The 18,361-nt window shown below is 70.5% G+C and carries 21 protein-coding genes and 1 pseudogene; 2 read left to right on the top strand and 20 right to left on the bottom strand.

The features are described from left to right. Positions 1-6: 6 nt before the first annotated feature. The 12 genes and pseudogenes from AC2W7E_RS07780 to infC all read right to left on the bottom strand — a co-directional run bounded on the left by AC2W7E_RS07780 (position 7) and on the right by infC (position 8,861). Positions 7-931 (bottom strand): annotated as a pseudogene (locus AC2W7E_RS07780) (amino acid ABC transporter permease). Next, positions 928-1,575, bottom strand: a complete 648-nt coding sequence (locus AC2W7E_RS07775; RefSeq protein WP_062636670.1) for an amino acid ABC transporter permease — start codon at positions 1,573-1,575, stop codon at positions 928-930. Before AC2W7E_RS07775 ends, AC2W7E_RS07780 begins: the two are co-directional and overlap by 4 nt. Before the next feature lie 85 nt (positions 1,576-1,660). Next, entirely contained in the window at positions 1,661-2,575 is a 915-nt protein-coding gene (locus AC2W7E_RS07770) for a glutamate ABC transporter substrate-binding protein (protein WP_025105273.1), read from the bottom strand. Positions 2,576-2,621: 46 nt separating this feature from the next. Continuing rightward, positions 2,622-3,368, bottom strand: coding sequence for an amino acid ABC transporter ATP-binding protein (locus tag AC2W7E_RS07765; protein WP_025105274.1), 747 nt, complete (start codon positions 3,366-3,368; stop codon positions 2,622-2,624). A 262-nt stretch (positions 3,369-3,630) separates the two neighbouring features. Next, complete coding sequence (locus tag AC2W7E_RS07760) at positions 3,631-4,593, bottom strand: TAXI family TRAP transporter solute-binding subunit (protein ID WP_485988859.1); 963 nt, start codon at positions 4,591-4,593, stop codon at positions 3,631-3,633. After that, a complete protein-coding gene (locus AC2W7E_RS07755) occupies positions 4,590-4,940 on the bottom strand; it encodes a sensor histidine kinase (protein ID WP_485988858.1) in 351 nt (116 codons plus the stop codon). The genes AC2W7E_RS07760 and AC2W7E_RS07755 overlap by 4 nt, the downstream gene beginning before the upstream one ends. Next, positions 4,937-5,962: a HAMP domain-containing protein gene (locus AC2W7E_RS07750; protein WP_485988857.1), complete on the bottom strand. Its 1,026-nt coding sequence runs from the start codon at positions 5,960-5,962 to the stop codon at positions 4,937-4,939. Before AC2W7E_RS07750 ends, AC2W7E_RS07755 begins: the two co-directional genes overlap by 4 nt. Positions 5,963-5,965: 3 nt before the next feature. Beyond that, a complete protein-coding gene (locus AC2W7E_RS07745; RefSeq protein ID WP_025105277.1) occupies positions 5,966-6,637 on the bottom strand; it encodes a response regulator transcription factor in 672 nt (223 codons plus the stop codon). A 22-nt stretch (positions 6,638-6,659) separates the two neighbouring features. Then, the gene (locus AC2W7E_RS07740) at positions 6,660-7,472 is read right to left on the bottom strand and encodes a TrmH family RNA methyltransferase (RefSeq protein WP_062764629.1); all 813 of its coding nucleotides are present in this window, start codon (positions 7,470-7,472) and stop codon (positions 6,660-6,662) included. Positions 7,473-7,560: 88 nt separating this feature from the next. After that, complete coding sequence (rplT, locus tag AC2W7E_RS07735) at positions 7,561-7,947, bottom strand: 50S ribosomal protein L20 (RefSeq protein ID WP_025105279.1); 387 nt, start codon at positions 7,945-7,947, stop codon at positions 7,561-7,563. A 32-nt stretch (positions 7,948-7,979) separates the two neighbouring features. Beyond that, positions 7,980-8,174 (bottom strand): 50S ribosomal protein L35, encoded by a 195-nt coding sequence (rpmI, locus tag AC2W7E_RS07730; RefSeq protein WP_025105280.1) that lies wholly within the window; start codon positions 8,172-8,174, stop codon positions 7,980-7,982. 72 nt (positions 8,175-8,246) lie between these two features. After that, entirely contained in the window at positions 8,247-8,861 is a 615-nt protein-coding gene (infC, locus tag AC2W7E_RS07725; RefSeq protein ID WP_102209100.1) for a translation initiation factor IF-3, read from the bottom strand. Positions 8,862-9,118: 257 nt separating this feature from the next. Here infC and AC2W7E_RS07720 point away from each other — a divergent pair, with 257 nt between their 5' ends. Further along, positions 9,119-9,517 (top strand): DUF1844 domain-containing protein, encoded by a 399-nt coding sequence (locus tag AC2W7E_RS07720; protein WP_025105282.1) that lies wholly within the window; start codon positions 9,119-9,121, stop codon positions 9,515-9,517. An 18-nt stretch (positions 9,518-9,535) separates the two neighbouring features. On the opposite strand, the gene AC2W7E_RS07715 is transcribed toward AC2W7E_RS07720, so the two are convergent. The 6 genes from AC2W7E_RS07715 to AC2W7E_RS07690 all read right to left on the bottom strand — a co-directional run bounded on the left by AC2W7E_RS07715 (position 9,536) and on the right by AC2W7E_RS07690 (position 13,944). Then, the gene (locus tag AC2W7E_RS07715) at positions 9,536-10,333 is read right to left on the bottom strand and encodes an SseB family protein (RefSeq protein WP_025105283.1); all 798 of its coding nucleotides are present in this window, start codon (positions 10,331-10,333) and stop codon (positions 9,536-9,538) included. After that, positions 10,317-11,063: a bifunctional 1-(5-phosphoribosyl)-5-((5-phosphoribosylamino)methylideneamino)imidazole-4-carboxamide isomerase/phosphoribosylanthranilate isomerase PriA gene (gene priA, locus AC2W7E_RS07710; RefSeq protein WP_025105284.1), complete on the bottom strand. Its 747-nt coding sequence runs from the start codon at positions 11,061-11,063 to the stop codon at positions 10,317-10,319. Before priA ends, AC2W7E_RS07715 begins: the two co-directional genes overlap by 17 nt. 112 nt (positions 11,064-11,175) lie before the next feature. Further along, positions 11,176-11,811, bottom strand: coding sequence for an imidazole glycerol phosphate synthase subunit HisH (gene hisH / locus AC2W7E_RS07705; RefSeq protein WP_085603532.1), 636 nt, complete (start codon positions 11,809-11,811; stop codon positions 11,176-11,178). After that, positions 11,808-12,425 carry an imidazoleglycerol-phosphate dehydratase HisB gene (gene hisB / locus AC2W7E_RS07700; protein WP_025105286.1) on the bottom strand — a complete coding sequence of 206 codons (618 nt, stop codon included), beginning with the start codon at positions 12,423-12,425 and terminating at the stop codon, positions 11,808-11,810. The genes hisH and hisB overlap by 4 nt, the downstream gene beginning before the upstream one ends. Beyond that, positions 12,422-13,516, bottom strand: a complete 1,095-nt coding sequence (locus AC2W7E_RS07695) for a histidinol-phosphate transaminase (RefSeq protein WP_172400031.1) — start codon at positions 13,514-13,516, stop codon at positions 12,422-12,424. Before AC2W7E_RS07695 ends, hisB begins: the two co-directional genes overlap by 4 nt. Positions 13,517-13,575: 59 nt before the next feature. Then, on the bottom strand, positions 13,576-13,944 hold the full coding sequence (locus tag AC2W7E_RS07690; RefSeq protein ID WP_025105288.1) for a LysM peptidoglycan-binding domain-containing protein: 369 nt from the start codon (positions 13,942-13,944) through the stop codon (positions 13,576-13,578). A 283-nt stretch (positions 13,945-14,227) separates the two neighbouring features. Between AC2W7E_RS07690 and lexA the strand changes: the two genes are divergently transcribed. Further along, positions 14,228-14,914: a transcriptional repressor LexA gene (gene lexA / locus AC2W7E_RS07685; protein ID WP_025105289.1), complete on the top strand. Its 687-nt coding sequence runs from the start codon at positions 14,228-14,230 to the stop codon at positions 14,912-14,914. A gap of 82 nt (positions 14,915-14,996) precedes the next feature. Here the strand turns inward: lexA and metE are convergent, their stop codons facing one another. Then, a complete protein-coding gene (gene metE, locus AC2W7E_RS07680) occupies positions 14,997-17,306 on the bottom strand; it encodes a 5-methyltetrahydropteroyltriglutamate--homocysteine S-methyltransferase (protein ID WP_485988856.1) in 2,310 nt (769 codons plus the stop codon). A 21-nt stretch (positions 17,307-17,327) separates the two neighbouring features. Further along, a complete protein-coding gene (locus AC2W7E_RS07675; RefSeq protein ID WP_062764648.1) occupies positions 17,328-18,275 on the bottom strand; it encodes a methylenetetrahydrofolate reductase in 948 nt (315 codons plus the stop codon). Positions 18,276-18,361 lie beyond the last annotated feature (86 nt).

The following is an 18,361-nucleotide window of genomic DNA, read 5'->3' as shown; positions in this document are numbered from 1 at the left end:
AGCGGCTCAGAGGCCGGAAGCGCCGGAGCTGTTGGCGTCGAACTTGCCCAGCCCGCGCTGCGCCACGATGAGCGACGTGTTCGTCTCGCCGTCGTGCTGGCGAGGGTCCGCCTCGTCCGGTCCGGCCTTGGCCGAGCGCTTCGCCCGACGCTGCAGGCGGTAGGCGATGTAGGACAGCACCAGACAGACCGCGACGTACATCGAGCCGCCGACGATCGCGGCGGGGATCAGCGGCGACCCGTAGGGCGCCTGGTTGCCGATCTGGTTGATGACGTACAGCAGCTCCTGGTACGTGATGATGAAGCCGAGCGCGGTGTCCTTCAGGGCCACCACGAGCTGCGCGATGATCACGGGCATCATCGCCCGGACGGCCTGCGGGATGAGGATGAAGTACATGACCCCGGTCTTGCGCAGGCCGATCGCGTAGCCGGCCTCCTTCTGTCCGCGCGGCAGCGACTCGATCCCGGCGCGGAGCACCTCCGCGAGCACGGAGCCGTTGTAGACGATGAGCGCGATGACCACCGCGTAGTACGGGGGCATCCGGATGCCGATCACCGGAAGGCCGTAGTACAGCAGCATCATGAGGATCAGGACGGGGATCGCCCGCATGATCTCGATGATCCACCGCACCGGTTCGCGCACCCAGGCGTGCTCGGAGAGGCGGCCGATGCCGAGGACGAAGCCGAGGACCAGCGAGCCGACACCGGCGACGGCGAAGGCGGAGAGCGTGCTGAGCAGGCCCTCCCCGAAACGCACCCAGACCGCCGAGTAGGTGAAGATGTTCCACTTCTCCGCGGAGAACTGGCCGGTGGCGTACAGGCGCCAGACCACCCAGCCGAGCACGGCGAGGACGACGAGGATCGTGACGGCACCGATGATCCGGTTGCGGGCGACGCGCGGGGCCCGGGACGTCGAACAGGACGGAACTCATCGCGCGATCCTCCACTTGTTCTCGAGCACGCGCTGCACCCAGCTCAGGAGCAGCACGAGCACGACGAAGATGACCATCACCCAGAGCAGCACGACAAGGGCGTTCTCGCCCCGCTCGCTGAGCGCCGCCCGGATCGTGCCGAGGTTGACCACCGAGAAGCCGGCGGCCACCGTGGTGTTCTTCATGAGGGCGATCAGCACGCTCATGAGCGGCGGGACCACGGACCGCGTGGCCTGGGGCAGCACGACGAAGCGCATGACCTGGCCGAAGTTGAGGCCGATGGCGCGTGCCGCCTCCGCCTGTCCGACCGGCACCGTGTTGATGCCGGCGCGGATCGCCTCCGCGACGTACGTGGCGGTGTAGATGCCGAGGGCGATCGTGGCCAGCAGCAGGGAGTTGACCCGCTCCCCCAGCAGGATCGGAAGGCAGAACGCGAAGAAGAACATCACCAGCGTGAGCGGGGTGTTCCGGATCCAGTTCACGTACACGGCGCCCACGCCGCGCGCGATCGGGACCGGGGACACGCGGGCCGCTCCGACGATGAGTCCGAGCACCACGGCGATGAGGCCACCGCCGAGGAACAGCGCGATGGTTCCCCACAGCGCTTCACCCCAGAGGTCGAGGTGGTCCGAGATCACTCCCACTGCTGTGCCTTTCGGTTCGTTTCCGCGTCAGATCGACGCCGAGGAGGACGGGGGCGGCCGGTCGGACCGACCGCCCCCGGAGAGATCAACCGACCGGGTCGACCTCGGGCTGCTCGGCCTTCACACCGGAGGCGCCGAGGTTGTTGTCGAAGATCTGCTGCCAGATGTCGCCACCGTCGGTGAGCTGCGTGTTGAAGTACTCGACGAGCGCGTCGTCGCCCTTCGCCACACCGATGCCGTAGCGCTCCTCGCTGAACGGCTCGCCGACGACCTTGAGGTTGTCGGGGTCCTGCGCCGCGTAGCCGATGAGGATGGCCTCGTCGGTGGTGACCGCGTCGACCTGACCGTTCTTGAGGTCCTCGACGCACTTGGAGTACGTGTCGTACTCCTTCGTCTTCACCTCGGGGTAGTTCTCCTTGATGTTCTGGATCGGCGTCGAACCCGTCGCCGAGCAGACCGTCGTCGAGGAGTCCAGGTCGTCGACGCTCGCGATGTCGCTGTCGGCGGCGACGAGGAGGCCCTGGCCGGTGACGAAGTAGGGACCGGCGAAGGCGATCTGCTCCTTGCGCTTGTCCGTGATGGAGTAGGTGCCGACGTAGTAGTCGATGTCACCGTTGACGATGGCCTGCTCGCGGTTCGCGGAGGCGATCGCCTGGAACTCGATCTTCTCCGGGTCGACTCCGAGGGACGCCGCCATCCAGCGGGCGATGTCGACGTCGAAGCCGGTCCGCTCCCCGGTCACGGGGTCGAGGTAGCCGAGACCGGGCTGGTCCTCCTTGACGCCCACCTTGACGGTGCCCGACGAGGAGATGCGGTCGAACGTGGGGCTCCCCTCGATCGTGACGTCCTCCTCGACGGTCCAGGGCGTGCTGCTCGAGGTGTCGCCCTCGTCGCTTCCCGACGTGCCGGTGCTCGACGGCGTGCCGCTGTTGCAGGCCGTGAGCGCGAGCAGCGCCACCGTGGCGATCCCGAATCCGGCCAGTGTCCGTGTGCGTCGCATGTGCGTCTCCTTCGTGTGCTGTGCTGTGGGTGCTGGGTCTGGGAAGTCAGTGCGTGAGGAGCTTCGAGAGGAAGTCCTTGGCGCGGTCGCTCTTCGGGTTCGTGAAGAACTCCTCGGGCTTGGCCTCCTCGACGATCCGGCCGTCCGCCATGAAGACGACGCGATCGGCCGCCTTGCGGGCGAAGCCCATCTCGTGGGTGACGACGATCATGGTCATGCCCTCCTGGGCGAGCTCGACCATGACGTCGAGGACCTCGTTGATCATCTCCGGGTCGAGCGCGCTTGTCGGCTCGTCGAAGAGCATGACCTTCGGCTGCATGGCGAGGGCCCGTGCGATCGCGACGCGCTGCTGCTGGCCGCCGGAGAGCTGCGCGGGGAGCTTGTTCGCCTGCTGCGCGACGCCGACGCGCTTGAGGAGCATCATGGCTTCCGCCTCGGCGTCGGACTTCTTCAGGCCGCGGACCTTGATCGGGCCGAGCGTCACGTTCTCGAGGATCGTGAGGTGCGCGAAGAGGTTGAAGGACTGGAAGACCATGCCGACGTCGGCGCGCAGGTGCGCGAGCGCCTTGCCCTCCGCGGGCAGTTCCTTGCCATCGATGCGGATCGAGCCGCTGGTGATGGTCTCCAGACGGTTGATCGTGCGGCAGAGCGTCGACTTGCCCGAGCCGGAGGGGCCGATCACGACGACGACCTCCCCCGCGTTGACGGTGAGGTCGATGTCGCTGAGCGCCTGGAACTCGCCGTAGTGCTTCTGGACGTTCTCGACGACGACGAGCGGGGTTTCAGAGGTCATCATTTCTCCAAACTAGCCACGCGATGCGCGCGGTTCCAGGCACCACGGTGAGGTTTACACGTTCGTAATCACCTGATCGCGGCGCCAATGCATCCTCGCAGGGGCACCCCACGGCCCGCCCCCTCGGGCCGCGGGATCGCCCTGCTGCCACGCTCCCAGCGACAGCAGGCAGCAGGTGTCCGATCGTGTGCGATCGACCTCACCCTGGCAGAGCCGGCGCACGGCTGTCAGGGATCTTGAGGATTTCTTGAGGGGGCGCCGGTCACCGGCGCAGGTCGCGGTAGTACTGCTCGGCACCGGGGTGCAGGGGCACCGGTCCGGTGAAGATCGCCGACCGACGGTCCAGCAGCGCCGCCGCCGGCACGTCGGCCGCGAGCGCGGTACGCGCGGCGAACAGGCCCGCGACGAGATCGTGGACGACGCCGGTCGGGGTGCTCCCGGCGGTGACGAGGTAGTTCGGCACCGCCATCGTCGTGACGGAGACGTCGAGTCCGTAGGTGCCCGCAGGCACGTCGGCGGGCCGATACGCGTGGGAGTACCGCTCGTTGACCGCGTTCACCCAGTCCTGCTCGACCGGGAGCAGGCGCACATCCACGGTCTCCGCGAGGTCCGCGATTCCGGGCGTCGGCAGCCCGCCCACCCAGAAGAAGCCGTCGATCTCGCCGCGCTCCATGGCGGCGATGGACCCGCCGAGGTCGAGCTGCGGATCGTCGATCGCGTCGGCGGCGACGCCGGCAGCGTGGAGCACCCGGGTGGCGATGACGTTCACCCCCGAGTTCTCGGCTCCGAGGGAGATCCTCCGCCCGGAGAGGTCGGCCAGGTCGTCCAGGGCCGAGTCGTCGCGCACGACGATCTGCAGGTACTCGTCGTAGAGACGGGCGATCGCCTGCACGTCCAAGGCCTCGGTGAAGGCGCCCGTCCCCGCCACCGCATCCGCCGCCGCATCACCCTGCGCGAAGCCGAGGAGGGCGTCCCCCGCGCTCACGCGCAACAGGTTGTCCACCGATCCCGCCGTCACCTCCGCCGTGAGGTCGACGTCGAGCTCACGCGACAGCTCGGCCGCGAGGTGGCTGCCGTAGTCGTGGTAGACACCGGTGGGGCTGCCGGCGGCGAGCACGGCGACGGTGTCCGTCCAGTCCGCGGAGCGCGGGCTGCACGCGCTCAGCCCGACGGCGGTGACCAGCGCGAGCATGCCGGCGACGACACGCCGCCCCCACGCGCTCATGCCGCCGCCTCCGTCGGGAGGACGAGGGCCACGAGGAGCCCGCCGCCGTCGGCCCCCTGCACCCGCAGCTCGCCCCCGACCGTCGCGAGGAGGTCGGTCGCGATCGCCAGCCCGAGCCCGGTCCCCGGCATGTCGCCGCTGTCCGCGCTCCGCCAGAAGCGATCGGCCGCCGCCGACGCATCCTCCGGCGACAGTCCGGGGCCGTGGTCGCGCACGGTGAGACGGCATTCGTCACCCGCGCGCTGCGCGCCGACCTCGATGGACGAGCCCTCCGGCGAGTACTTCACCGCGTTGTCGATCGCGGCGTCGAGCGCGCTCTCCACGATGGTGCGGTCGGTGATCGTCATGACCGACGACTCCCCCGTCCGGCGCAGCACGATGGCCCGCTGCGCCGCCACCTCCTGCCAGGCCTCGACCCGGCGTCCGGCGACGGCGGCGAGATCGACCGCCGACATGGTGGAGTCGGTGCGACCGCCGCGGGCGAGCCGAGGAGGGTCTCCAGGATGCGGGCCATCCGCCGGCCCTCCTCCCTCGTCTCCTCCACGTCGTGGTCCCACTCGCGTCCCAGACCCGTCGCGAGGTGCTCGACGCGCAGCAGCAGCGCGTTGAGCGGATTCCGCAGCTCGTGCGAGGCGTTCAGCGCGAACTCCTGCTGCCGGGTCATGACGCGCTCGATCTCGTCGGCCATGCCGTTGAAGACCCGCGTCATGCGCCGCAGCTCGGGCGGTCCGGTGCCCTCGGCCACCCGCGCGTCCATCTCCCCCCGCTCGATCGCCGCCATCGTCTCGTCGAGGCGGCGCACCGGGGAGAGCACCCAACGGGCCAGCCCGGCGACCAGGAGGATGCCGAGCGCGCACAGCAGCACGACGATGAGGCCGAGCACGAGCGCCTGCCGGAGGATGACGGTCTGCGGCGTCTGGGTGCCTCCGGTCACGAGCACGGCGCCGATCACGTCGCCGTCGTCGAACACCGGCTCCACGAGCGCCGCATCGGACACGATCCAGGCGGAAGAGGTCGGCTGCTCGGCGCGGCGTCCGGAGAGCGCCAGCCGCACCCGCTGCGCATCCCCCTCCGACAGGACCGTGTCTCCGTGGTCCCCCGCCGCCCACGGGCTGCCGGTGAGATCGAACACGGTCACCTCGATCCCGTAGACCTGCTGGAAGCGGCGGACCTCGGCGTCCATCACCGCCGGGCTCCCGGAGCGCAGCGCCTGTCGGGCGCTCGTCGCGAAGTACCCGAGGTCGCCGAGCTGCTCGGCGTAGAACGACTGCTGGACGCTGCGAGCCGCGCTCCACCCCGTCACGCCGCCGAGCGCGACGAGCACCACGATCAGCGGCACGAGGAAGACGACGGTCAGGCGGCGGCGCACGTGTCAGGACCCCGCGAGCCGGTAGCCGACGCCGCGCACGGTCTCGATGAACGCGCGGTCGCCGCTCTTCTTCCGGATGGCCGCCACATGCACTTCCAGCGAGTGGCCGAAGCCGCGCCAGTCGGTGTTCCAGACCTCGCGGATGAGGCGCTCCTTCGGCACCGCGACACCCGGATACCGCGCGAGCACGCCCACGATGTCGAACTCCTTGCGGGTGAGCGCCAGCGGCACCCCGCCGACCTGCACCTCCCGCGCGACGAGGTCGATCTGCACCGCGCCGCCATGCAGCAGCACGCGGGTGTCCGGCTCCGTCCGCAGCGGCCGCGACCGCCGAGTGACCGCCTCGATCCGCGCCAGGAGCTCGTGCACGTCGTAGGGCTTCACCACGAAGTCGTCGGCGCCGGCGCGCAGTCCCTTGATGCGCTCGGCGACCTGGTTGCGCGCGGTGACGATGACGATCGGCACGTCGGAGCGCCCGCGGATGCGGCGGCAGAGGTCGATGCCGTCGACATCCGGCAGCCCGAGATCGAGCAGCACGACCTCGGTGTCGGCATCGAGGTGTTCCAGCGCCGCGTTCCCATCGGCCGCGTGCACGGTGGCATAGCCCGAGCGCGCGAGGAAGGCCTGCAAGGCCCCCGCCACCCGCTCGTCGTCCTCGACGATCAGAATCCTCATCTCCCCGCGCCCCGCCTCACGCTCAGCCGGCCGGAGCCGCGCGTTGGGCGAACGCGCTCTCGTACAGGCACACGCTCGCCGCGGTGGCCAGGTTCAGCGACTCCGCACGCCCGAAGATCGGCAGCCGGAGCACCCGGTCGGCCCTGGTCAGAGCCTCGTCCTCGAGTCCGCGCGCCTCGTTGCCGAACAGCCACGCGGTCGGCTCGCCGAGGACGCCGTCGGCGCGTGCGGCGAGGAGGTCGTCCCCCTTCACGTCCGCCGCGAGGATCTGCATTCCCGCCTCGTGCGCCCGCCGGACGACCTCGTCGAGCTCGCCGCCCACCGAGACCGGGAGGTGGAAGAGCGAGCCGGTCGTCGCCCGAACCACCTTGGGGTTGTACGGGTCGACGGTGCGGCCGGTCAGCACCACCGCGTCGGCGCCCGCCGCGTCCGCCGCGCGGATGATCGTGCCCAGGTTGCCGGGGTCGCGCACCTCCTCGCAGATCGCGATGAGGCGCGGCGTGCCGTCGAAGATCTCGCGGACCGAGGTCGGCGTCTGGCGGACCACCGCGACGAGTCCCTGGGGCGTCACCGTGTCGGCCATCGCGTTGAGCACGTCCTCGCTCACGTACTCCACCTCGACGTCGGCGTCCGCCGCCTTCGCGCGGATGTCCGCGTGCTTCTCCCAGCCGTGCGGGGTCGCGAAGAGCTCGACGATCGCCTCCGGGCGGTACGTCAGCGCCTCGCGGACGGACTGCGGACCTTCCAGCAGGAAAAGACCGGTCTCGGTGCGGGCGCTGCGCTTGGTCAGCTTGGCGACGGCACGGACTCGGGGGGAACGGGGGTTCTCCAGCACGAACTCAGTCTACGGTCAGCCCGACACCGTCCGGATACGCGGAACGGGCGCCTTCCCGGAGGAAGACGCCCGTTCGGAAGCGAGATGCTTACGCCGCGGACTTGGGCGCGTTGACGTCGGAAGGCAGAGCCTTCTTCGCCGTCTCGACCAGCGTCGCGAACGTCGCGGCGTCGTTCACCGCGAGATCGGCGAGCATGCGACGGTCGACCGTGACACCCGCGAGGCCCAGCCCCTGGATGAAGCGGTTGTACGTCATGCCGTTCTGGCGGGCCGCAGCGTTGATGCGCTGGATCCACAGACGACGGAAGTCGCCCTTGCGCTTGCGGCGGTCCCGGTACGAGTAGACCAGGGAGTGGATGACCTGCTCCTTGGCCTTCCGGTAGAGGCGCGAACGCTGACCGCGGTAGCCGGAGGCGCGCTCGAGGATGACCCGACGCTTCTTGTGGGCGTTGACCGCCCGCTTGACTCTTGCCATTTTCCTGTGTTCCTATCCTGCGATCGGGCGCGTCAGCGACCGAGAAGCTTCTTCGCGACCTTGAAGTCCGCCTTCGCGAGCACCTGGTCCTGGTTCAGACGACGGGTGCGACGGCTCGACTTGTGCTCGAGGTTGTGGCGCATCCCGGCCTGCTGCTTCTTCAGCTTGCCGCTGCCGGTGATCTTGAAGCGCTTCTTAGCACCCGAGTGGGTCTTCTGCTTCGGCATCTTCTCTTCCTTCGTATGGCGCCTTCTCAGGCGACGGTGTCAACCCGCGGTGCGGGAGTTCTGGGGGCGGACCTACTCCGCCTTGGCGTCCGCGGAGGCGTCCGCGTCGTTCTTCGCGTCGCGCGCGGCCTGCTTGTTCGCGGCGCGCACGGCGTTCTGCTCCTGCTTCGCCTCGGACTTGCTCTTGTGCGGCGCGACGACCATCACCATGTTGCGGCCGTCGATGGTCGGGTTCGACTCGACCGTGCCGAACTCGGCGACGTCCTCGGCGAACTTGCGCAGCAGACGGACACCCTGCTCCGGGCGCGACTGCTCGCGACCGCGGAAGAGGATCATGGCCTTGACCTTGTCGCCGGCCTTGAGGAAGCCCTCGGCGCGCTTGAGCTTCGTCGTGTAGTCGTGCGCCTCGATCTTCAGACGGAAGCGGACTTCCTTGAGGATCGTGTTCGCCTGGTTGCGACGCGCTTCCTTTTCCTTCTGCGCGGCCTCGTACTTGAACTTGCCGTAGTCCATGATCTTGACGACGGGCGGCTTCGAGTTCGGGGCGACCTCGACGAGGTCGAGATCGGCTTCCTGGGCGAGACGCAGCGCTGCCTCGATGCGGACAACGCCGATCTGCTCACCCGCGGGGCCGACGAGGCGGACCTCGGGGACGCGGATGCGCTCATTGGTACGGGGATCGCTGATGCGGAGCTCCTTAGACGATGTGATTCGGCCACCGCGATGCTGTCTGCATCCCGGGCGAAATCGGAGTCGTCCCCCACCCACCGGCTCTCAGACGCCGGCTCCGCACCCTGTCTACCGGTCCTCTCGTGACGAGCGGAGCCGGCGGAGTGCAAGACCCGGTAGCCTGGAACGGCAAGCGCGGGTGGGAAGTGAATCCTCTTTCGTTCCGGAGCACGACGCTCCGGAGCCCGCCAAAGTCTAACAGAAAGCAAGGCGAAGTGACGAACCAGGCATCGGACGAGGCGGCCCGCGAGCGCGAGGAGCGATGGGCTCGGCAGGAGGAGGCAGCCTCCTCGGCCGTCCGTGACATCGCCGACGTCCCGGCCGTCGAGGTGATCACCACCGCCGCCGTGCACCTCATGAGCGCGGCGGCCGTGAAGCTCGGCCTCGCGGACGACCCGGACGCCGCGGCCCAGCTCGACCTGGACGAGGCGCGCAAGCTCATCAATGCCCTCGCGGGGCTCATCACCGCCGGCGCCCCGGAGATCAGCGACATGCACGCCCGGTCGCTGCGAGACGGCCTCCGGTCGCTGCAGCTCGCCTTCCGCGAGGCCTCGACGATCCCCGACCCGATCGGCAAGGGGCCGGGCGAGAAGTGGACCGGTCCCGTCACCTGATCCGGCTGACGCTCCGCCTCAGATGCTGCGGCGGAGCTTGACTGTCAGCGAGTCGGCGAGGACGGCGATCCGGTCGTCCGCCGCCCAGCGCTGAGCGAGCCGCGCGAGCACGGCATCCAGGACCTCTCGCTCTAGGCCGTCGACGAGCTCCAGGACCACGATGAGCTCCGGTCCGCGGAGGCGCGCGTCCGGGTCACCCGGCGCGACGGAGACGTCGATCACGGCGAGCTCGTGGGCGATGCTCTCCCGAAGGGCGGTGACGACCTCGGGAGAGAGGAAGCTCGGCTCCCACGCGTGCCCCTGCGCCACGGCCCAGACGGCGGGGCGGCGGATCACGAACTCGGTGTCGGACGTGGGGTCCAGCACGATGAGATCGGTATCCTCCGACGACGCGGCCAGGGCCGCGCGAACGGCCTCGACCGGGATGGGGCGGGCCGACGGGTCCCAGCGCTGCATCGTCTCGACCGACGAGAACACCGGCTGGACGCGGCGCCCGTCCGGTGCGGCCACGGTGACGATCGAGAGCTCCTGCGTCTTGTCCACCGCGAGACCGCTGGGCGCCACGCCCTCCTCGCCCTTCTCCGCGATCAGGGGCACGAGCACCCGGGCGGAGCGGAACGCGTCGACGACCTCGGCCTGACTCCCCTCGCCCGCACGGAAGCGATGCAGCGCGGCGAGCAGAGCCGGGTCCGCCGAGCCGTCGTCGGCCGCGTGCGGATTCGACTCGAAGCTGCGCCCCTCCCAGGGGACGCCGGCGGAATCGGCCCGGTTGTGCGACTCCGGACCGCAGGCGTGCGGATCAGTCTCCGGCGACATCCAGGGCCTCCGCGAGCGTGAAGGCGCCCGCGTACAGAGCCTTCCCGACGATGGCGCCCTCGACGCCCAAGGGCACGAGGTCGCGCAGCGCGGCGATGTCGTCGAGGTTCGAGATGCCGCCGGACGCGACGACCGGCTTCGGCGTGCGCGAGGTCACCTCGCGCAGGAGTTCCAGGTTCGGGCCGCGCAGCGTGCCGTCCTTGGTCACGTCGGTGACGACGTAACGGCTGCAGCCGGCGTCCTCGAGGCGCTCGAGCACCTCCCACAGGTCGCCGCCCTCCTTCGTCCAGCCGCGCGCCGCGAGGGTCGTGCCGCGGACGTCGAGGCCGACGGCGATCGCCTCGCCGAAGCGGCTGATCACGTCGGCCGCCCACTCGGGGTTCTCCAGAGCGGCCGTGCCGAGGTTGATGCGGGCGGCGCCGCTCTCCAGAGCGGCCTCCAGGCTCGCGTCGTCCCGGATGCCGCCGGAGAGCTCGACGTTGACGTTCTTGAACTGCTTGATGACCTTGCGCAGGATCGGCGCGTTGCTGCCGCGTCCGAACGCCGCGTCGAGGTCGACGAGGTGGATCCAGGAGGCCCCCTGCGACACCCACTCCCCTGCCGCGTCGAGCGGGTCGCCGTAGCTCGTCTCGGTCCCGGCCTCCCCCTGCGTGAGACGGACCGCCTTGCCGCCGGCGACATCGACCGCGGGAAGGAGCGTGAGCGAGGGGGACTGCGCGAAGTCGTTCATGGGGTCCTTGGTTCGGGTGGGTCTGCGGCCCGAGCGGGCACGAGAGACGAGGGTAGTCCGCCGGGGGGCGCGGGACAAACCGCGTGACGCCGGGCGCCGACGCGGCTGGGGGTCAGAGGCTCTGCACCCAGTTCCGGAGCAGCTGGATGCCGGCGTCCCCGGACTTCTCCGGGTGGAACTGCGTCGCCGAGAGCGGGCCGTTCTCGACGGCCGCGAGGAAGGGGCCGCCGTAGGTCGCCCACGTGAGCACGGGCTGCGGGAACGGCGGGATCACGTCCAGCTCCCAGGACTGCGCGGCATAGGAGTGCACGAAGTAGAAGCGCTCCTGCTCGATGCCGCGGAACAGGACGGTGTCCTCCCCCGGCTCCACCGTGTTCCAGCCCATGTGCGGCAGGACCGGGGCGTCGAGCTCCGTCACAGCACCCGGCCACTCGCCGAGGCCCGCGGTGTCGTGCCCCCGCTCGACGCCGTGCTCGAACAGCACCTGCATGCCGACGCAGATGCCGAGTACCGGTCGGCCCCCCGCGAGACGACGGCCGATGATCTCGTCGCCGCCGTGGGCGTGCAGGGCGTCCCGCACAGCCTGGAAGGCGCCGACACCGGGCACGACGAACCCGTCGGCCTCCAGCGCCTCGGTGCGGTCGCGGGTCAGCACGGCATCGGCTCCCGCGGCGACGAGCGCCTTCACAGCGGAGTGGACGTTCCCGGACTCGTAGTCGAAGACGGCGACCCGCGGCGCGGCGCTCACAGCGCCCCCTTGGTCGACGGGATGCCGTCGACGAGCGGATCCAGGGCCTTCGCCTGGCGGAACGCTCGCGCGAACGCCTTGAACTCGGCCTCGGCGATGTGGTGCGGGTCGCGCCCGCTCAGCACCCGCACGTGCACGGTCAGCGCGGCGTTGAAGGTGATGGCCTCGAAGACGTGCCGCACGAGGGATCCCGTGAAGTGCCCGCCGATCAGGTGGTGCTCGAAGCCCGCGGGTTCCCCCTCGTGCACGAGGTACGGGCGGCCGGAGATGTCGACGACCGCCTGCGCGAGCGCCTCGTCCAGGGGGACGAGGGCGTCGCCGTACCGGGAGATGCCGGACTTGTCTCCGAGGGCGGCCAGGATCGCCTGGCCGAGCACGATCGAGACGTCCTCCACGGTGTGGTGCGCGTCGATGTGGGTGTCCCCGGAGGCCCGCACGGTGAGATCCGTCAGCGAGTGCTTGGCGAACGCCGTGAGCATGTGGTCGAAGAACGGCACCGAGGTGTCGATGCGGCTCGCACCGGTGCCGTCGAGGTTCAGCTCGACCTCGACGGTGGACTCCGACGTGCTGCGCACGCGGCTCGCGGTGCGTGCGGTGGGCGCGGGGATGGTCATGATGCCGATCCTATCGAGGCCAGGGCGTCCAGGAACGCCGTCGTCTCCGCCTCCGTGCCGGCGCTCACCCGCAGGTGGCCGGGGATGCCGACGTCGCGGACGAGCACACCGCGGTCGTACAGCTGCTGCCACGTCGCCTGCGGATCCGCGACGCCGCCGAACAGCACGAAGTTGGACCACGAGAGGTGCGGGGTGTACCCGAGGGCTTCGAGCGTCGCCGTGATGCGGTCCCGCTGCTCCACGATCTCCTGCACCATGCCGAGCATGACGTCGGCGTTGCGGAGGGCGGCGACCGCGGCGGCCTGCGTCAGAGCGCTGAGGTGGTACGGCAGTCGCACGAGCCGGAGCGCGTCGATGAACGCCGGGTCGGCCGCGAGGTAGCCGACGCGGGCGCCGGCGAAGGCGAAGGCCTTGCTCATCGTTCGGGAGACGGCGAGGCGCGGTCGTCCTTCCAGGAGGGTGAGGGCCGACGCCGCATCCCGTGGCGCGAACTCCTGGTAGGCCTCGTCGACGATCACGACGCCGCGGGCCGCCTCGTAGACGGCCTCCACGACGTCGAGCCCCAGCGGGGTGCCGGTCGGGTTGTTCGGCGAGCAGAGGATCACGATGTCGGGGTCGGCCGCGCGCACCTGCTGCGCCGCCTCCTCCGGGGTGACCGTGTAGTCGGGCTGACGGGTGCCCGCGATCCAGGACGCGCCCGTCCCCTTCGCGATGAGCGGGTACATGGAGTACGTGGGCGCGAATCCGAAGGCCGTGCGTCCCGGCCCGCCGAACGCCTGGAAGATGTGCTGCAGCACCTCGTTGGACCCGTTGCCCGCCCAGATCTGCTCCGGCGTGAGGCCGTGACCCAGGTAGTCGGCGAACGCCTCCCGCAGCGTCGTGAACTCGCGGTCCGGGTACCGGTTCACGTCTCGGATCGCCACGGCGATGTCATCGAGGATGTCGCTCGCGACCTCGTCGGGAACCGGATGCGTGTTCTCGTTGACGTTCAGCGCCACCGGCAGCGGGGCCTGCGGCGCTCCGTACGGGGTGAGTCCGCGCAGATCGTCGCGGAGCGGGAGATCGTTGAGGGAGAAGGTCACCCTTCCCATCTTAAGAGGAGCAGGGAGAGCCGAGGTCATCGTGACGATTCGGCCGGGAGGACTCGGCGTCAGTCGGTGTACCGCGCCGGCAGTGCGAGCTCCTGGCCGACCTGGAGCTCCCCGCCGCGCAGCAGGTTCATGCGGGTGATCTCACCGATGACATCCCGCGGGTCGGCCTCGGGAGCGATGCTGCTCGCGATCGACCAGAGGGTGTCGCCAGGCATGACCGTGACGGTCTCGACGGAGACGGCCGGCGCATCCGCGCCGGAAGCGGTCGCGCTGCCCCCGCTGAGGGCGGCGAAGGCGATGCCCGCCGCGAGCGGGACCGACGCGAGCGCGAGCAGAGTGCGACGGCCGCGTGCCGTGATCCGCAGCCGGGTGGCCGGACGGGCCGATGCCGGGAGGGCGGTCGCGGTGCTGAGGCTGATGCTGCTCATGTCTGCTCCTTACTGTCCCGGCGCCGGAGCCCGGGGAGGTTGGCGTAGCTTTCGCATCCGCGCCTCGGCCGGGAGCCGTGGATGCGAAGCTACGTTCCGAAGATATCTTCGAGTTCGAACATCTGTCAAGCTGTCTTCGAAACCATGCCCCGCGAATCAGCCGACACGCTCGAACAGATCTTCCAGATCGGCGCTTTTCTCGGATACGGTTTCGATAAGGACACCCCACCACGGGCCACCGACATTCGAAGCGGCACGTCGGATCACGCAGTGAAGGAGCACCATGAGCGACACCTCAGCCCTCGAGTCCGAGGCGCCGCGCACCCGCCGTCGCAAGAGCCTCAGCCCGAAGCAGATGGCGATCCTCGAGGTCATCCAGGCCTCGATCGCGCAGAACGGCTATCCGCCGAGCATGCGCGAGATCGGCGACGCCGTCGGGCTCAAGTCGCTGTCCAGCGTCACCCACCAGCTCGGTCAGCTCGAGCTCAGCGGCTACCTGCGTCGCGACCCGGGCAAGACGCGTGCCATGGAGGTCCTCATCGACCTGCCCGGCACGGGCGCGGAGAACCCGGCGGACGTGGCGACCCCCGTGGGCGATGCCGCACTGGTCCCACTGGTGGGGCGTATCGCCGCGGGCGTGCCGATCACGGCGGATCAGCAGGTCGAGGAGATCTTCCCGCTCCCCCGGCAGCTCGTCGGCAAGGGCGACCTGTTCATGCTCAAGGTCTCCGGGGAGTCGATGATCGACGCCGCCATCTGCGACGGCGACTGGGTCGTCGTGCGCTCGCAGAACACGGCGGAGAACGGCGAGATCGTGGCCGCCATGCTCGACGGCGAGGCCACCGTCAAGGTGCTCCGGCGTCGCGACGGCCACACGTGGCTGCTCCCCCGCAACTCCGCGTTCGAGCCGATCCTGGGCGACGAGGCGGTCGTGCTCGGCAAGGTCGTCGCGGTCATGCGCGCCGTCTGAGACACCGCATCGTCGGTCAGACGAGGACGAAGGCCCTCCCGGGTGCACCGGGAGGGCCTTCGTGTGTCCGGGGACGACCGCGTCAGGCGGTGACCACCACGTCTTCGCGCACGCGCCGCGTGGCCTCGACGATGTTCCGCAGCGACGCCGTGGTCTCGGCGTATCCGCGGGTCTTCAGACCGCAGTCCGGGTTCACCCAGAGCTGACGGAGGGGGATCTCCTCCACCGCACGCCGCAGCAGGGACTCGACCTCCTCCACGGTGGGCACGCGCGGCGAGTGGATGTCGTACACGCCGGGGCCGATGCCGTGGTCGAAGCCCACCTCGGCGATGTCCGCGACGACCTCCATGCGGCTCCGGGCCGCCTCGATGGACGTGACGTCCGCGTCGAGCGCACGGATCGCGTCGATCACGACGCCGAACTCCGAGTAACAGAGGTGGGTGTGCACCTGGGTCGCCGCCGCAGCGCCGCCCGTGGCCAGACGGAACGAGGCGACGGACCAGTCGAGGTACGCCGGCTGGTCGGCCTGCTTCAGCGGGAGCAGCTCCCGGAGCGCCGGCTCGTCGACCTGGATCACCTGGATGCCCGCGGCCTCCAGATCGGCGATCTCGTCGCGGAGCGCGAGCGCCACCTGGTTCGCCGTCTCCCCCAGCGGCTGGTCGTCGCGGACGAAGGACCACGCGAGGATCGTGACGGGGCCCGTGAGCATCCCCTTCATGTGCTTCGCCGTGAGCGACTGCGCGTACGCCGACCAGCCGACCGTGATGGGCGCGGGACGCGAGACGTCTCCCCAGAGGATCGACGGGCGCGTGGCTCGCGAGCCGTACGACTGCACCCAGCCGTGCTGCGTGACCGCGAAGCCGTCGAGGTTCTCCGCGAAGTACTGCACCATGTCGTTGCGCTCCGGCTCACCGTGCACGAGGACGTCGAGACCGAGGTCCTCCTGCAGGGAGACGACCGCCGCGACCTCACGGCGCAGGAACTCCTCGTAGTCGTCCTCGGGGATCTCGCCGCGGAGGAACTGGGCGCGGGCGCGGCGGATGTCGCCGGTCTGCGGGAAGGAGCCGATCGTCGTCAGGGGCAGCGCCGGCAGGCCGAGGGCGTTCTGCGCCTCCTCCCGCTCCTGGTACGGGGCACGGGCGAAGTCGGCGTCGCTCAGCGCACGGGAACGCACCGCACCGTCGCGCACACCGGGAGCGGTCAGGCGGTCCTGCAGCGCAGCGGTCGCGGCGTCCAGCTCGGCCCCGATCGCCGTGCGCCCTTCGGACAGGCCGCGGGCGAGGGTCACGACCTGCTGCACCTTCTGATCCGCGAAGGCGAGCCAGGAGACGAGGCGCGCGTCCAGCGCCGTCTCGTCCTCCACGTCGTGCGGCACGTGCAGCAGCGAGGTCGAGGTCGATGCCGACACCGGGGCCCCGAGCGCACGGAGCGCCTCCAGAGAATCGAACGCCGCGGACAGGTCGCCACGCCAGATGTTGTGACCGTCGATCACACCGCCGACGAGGGTCTTGCCCTCGAGGCCCGGCACCGCGTCGGGCACGGTGCCGCGCACGAGATCCACGGCGATGGCCTCGACGGGGGCGGCGGCCACGGTCGCGAACGTCGCGCCGAGGCTCGCGTACGGGGCCGCGACGAGGATCGAGGGCCGCTCTTCGGCGTTCCCGAGCACTGCGAGCGCGCGCTCCGCGGCGGACGCGAGCTGCGCGGTCGTCGCCGGCAGGGACTCGCTCACGAGGGCGGGCTCGTCGAGCTGCACCCACTCGGCGCCCGCGGCGCGCAGACGGGCGAGCAGATCGACGTAGACCGGCAGGACGTCCTCCAGCCGCGAGAGCGGCTCGAAGCCCTCCGGCGCGTCGTCCGACGCCTTCGCGAGCGCCAGCAGCGTGACCGGTCCGACGACCACGGGACGCGTGACGAAGCCGGCGGCGACGGCCTCGGCGACCTCGCGCACCAGGCGGTCGCTGGCGAGGGAGAACACCGTCTCCGGGCCGATCTCCGGCACGAGGTAGTGGTAGTTCGAGTCGAACCACTTCGTCATCTCCAGCGGCGCCCGCTCGCCTTCGCCGCGGGCGACGGTGAATAGGGCGGAGAGGCCGATCGACCCGTCGGCCTCGCGGAGGTCGTCGAAGCGGGCAGGGATCGCGCCGACCGTGACAGCGGCGTCGAGGACCTGGTCGTAGAAGGAGAAGGACTCCGGGATGGACGAGTCCGTGCGGCCGAGGCCGAGCCCCGCCAGGCGCTCGCGGGTCGCCGCGCGCAGTTCCGCGGCCGTCCGCTCCAGCTCCTGCTCGTCGATGCGGCCGGCCCAGAACGCCTCGACGGCCTTCTTGAGCTCGCGGCGACGGCCGATGCGGGGGTAGCCGAGGATGGTGCCCTCGGGGAATGCGGTCATGGTGTTTCCTTTCGGCGGGGACTAGTGCCGGAGCGCCGGGACGATGCCGGCTTCGGCGAGGACGGTCAGGACGGTCTCGTGCTGGTTGAAGGCGTACAGATGCACGCCGGGGGCCCCGCCGGCGACGACGTCGGCGGCGAGGCGCGCGGCCCAGGAGATCCCGATCTCCCGGCGCCCTTCGGCGGTCGGCTCGACATCGAGGGCGATCGCGAGCTCGCTGGGCAGGTCCTCCCCGGTCAGCTCCAGCACCCGGGCGAGCCGGGCCGGCGATGTGATCGGCATGATGCCGGGGAGGATCGGGATGGTGACGCCTCCGGCGCGAGCGCGCTCCACGAAGGCGAGGTAGTCATCGGGGTGGAAGAAGAGCTGCGTGATGGCGAAGGTCGCCCCCGCGGCCTGCTTGGCGAGCAGCGCCTCGACATCCTGCGTGCGGTGCGTGGCCCGGGGGTGCCCCTTCGGGAACGCGGCCACCGCGATGTCGACCTTCTGCCGCGGGGCGACGAGTGCGGCCCCGGGGAGACCGGGGACCGGAGACTCCTGGTACGGCGCGCGCTCGGCCTGGACGCGATCGATGAGCTGTACGAGCTGGGCGGCGCTCTCCAGGTCGCCCAGGAACGGCTCGCTCTGCCCCGCGGGCGGGTCTCCGCGCAGGGCGAGGAAGCGGAGGATCCCGGCGTCGAGGAACTCCCGGATGAGCGCGGTGGCTCCGGCGTAGGTGTTGCCGACGCAGGTGAGGTGAGCGAGGGGTTCGACGTCGGTGTGCTCCCGGATGAAGCGCAGCACATCGAGCGAGCGGCCACCGGTCGAGCCGCCGGCGCCGTAGGTCACCGACAGGAACTCCGGGCCGGCCGCGGCGAGACGACGGACGGTCTCGTGCAGGGCCTCCTGGCTCGACTCCGAGCGCGGCGGGTAGAGCTCGAAGGAGAACGGCACGCGGGAGGCGCGGGAGGCGTCGAACGTGGAAGACATCTTCTCTCCAGGGGACAGGGGCCGGGGTCCGCGCACGACGAAGAGCACGTCGTTCGCGGGCGGGTGCCGGGCTCGGCTGTCGCTCC

The organism is Microbacterium sp. CFSPD4_SD4, assembly GCF_057364585.1.
The sequence above is the reverse complement of the archived record's forward strand: the minus strand, read 5'-3'. Positions and strand labels throughout refer to the sequence as shown.

Bases quoted from the DNA above. Each gene is read 5' to 3' on its own strand.
- AC2W7E_RS07770 (WP_025105273.1), bottom strand. From the start codon at position 2,575: ATGCGACGCACACGGACACTGGCCGGATTCGGGATCGCCACGGTGGCG.
- AC2W7E_RS07765 (WP_025105274.1), bottom strand. From the start codon at position 3,368: ATGACCTCTGAAACCCCGCTCGTCGTCGTCGAGAACGTCCAGAAGCAC.
- AC2W7E_RS07760 (WP_485988859.1), bottom strand. From the start codon at position 4,593: ATGAGCGCGTGGGGGCGGCGTGTCGTCGCCGGCATGCTCGCGCTGGTC.
- AC2W7E_RS07755 (WP_485988858.1), bottom strand. From the start codon at position 4,940: ATGACGATCACCGACCGCACCATCGTGGAGAGCGCGCTCGACGCCGCG.
- AC2W7E_RS07745 (WP_025105277.1), bottom strand. From the start codon at position 6,637: ATGAGGATTCTGATCGTCGAGGACGACGAGCGGGTGGCGGGGGCCTTG.
- rplT (WP_025105279.1), bottom strand. From the start codon at position 7,947: ATGGCAAGAGTCAAGCGGGCGGTCAACGCCCACAAGAAGCGTCGGGTC.
- rpmI (WP_025105280.1), bottom strand. From the start codon at position 8,174: ATGCCGAAGCAGAAGACCCACTCGGGTGCTAAGAAGCGCTTCAAGATC.
- AC2W7E_RS07715 (WP_025105283.1), bottom strand. From the start codon at position 10,333: ATGTCGCCGGAGACTGATCCGCACGCCTGCGGTCCGGAGTCGCACAAC.
- priA (WP_025105284.1), bottom strand. From the start codon at position 11,063: ATGAACGACTTCGCGCAGTCCCCCTCGCTCACGCTCCTTCCCGCGGTC.
- hisB (WP_025105286.1), bottom strand. From the start codon at position 12,425: ATGACCATCCCCGCGCCCACCGCACGCACCGCGAGCCGCGTGCGCAGC.
- AC2W7E_RS07695 (WP_172400031.1), bottom strand. From the start codon at position 13,516: ATGGGAAGGGTGACCTTCTCCCTCAACGATCTCCCGCTCCGCGACGAT.
- AC2W7E_RS07690 (WP_025105288.1), bottom strand. From the start codon at position 13,944: ATGAGCAGCATCAGCCTCAGCACCGCGACCGCCCTCCCGGCATCGGCC.
- lexA (WP_025105289.1), top strand. From the start codon at position 14,228: ATGAGCGACACCTCAGCCCTCGAGTCCGAGGCGCCGCGCACCCGCCGT.
- metE (WP_485988856.1), bottom strand. From the start codon at position 17,306: ATGACCGCATTCCCCGAGGGCACCATCCTCGGCTACCCCCGCATCGGC.
- AC2W7E_RS07675 (WP_062764648.1), bottom strand. From the start codon at position 18,275: ATGTCTTCCACGTTCGACGCCTCCCGCGCCTCCCGCGTGCCGTTCTCC.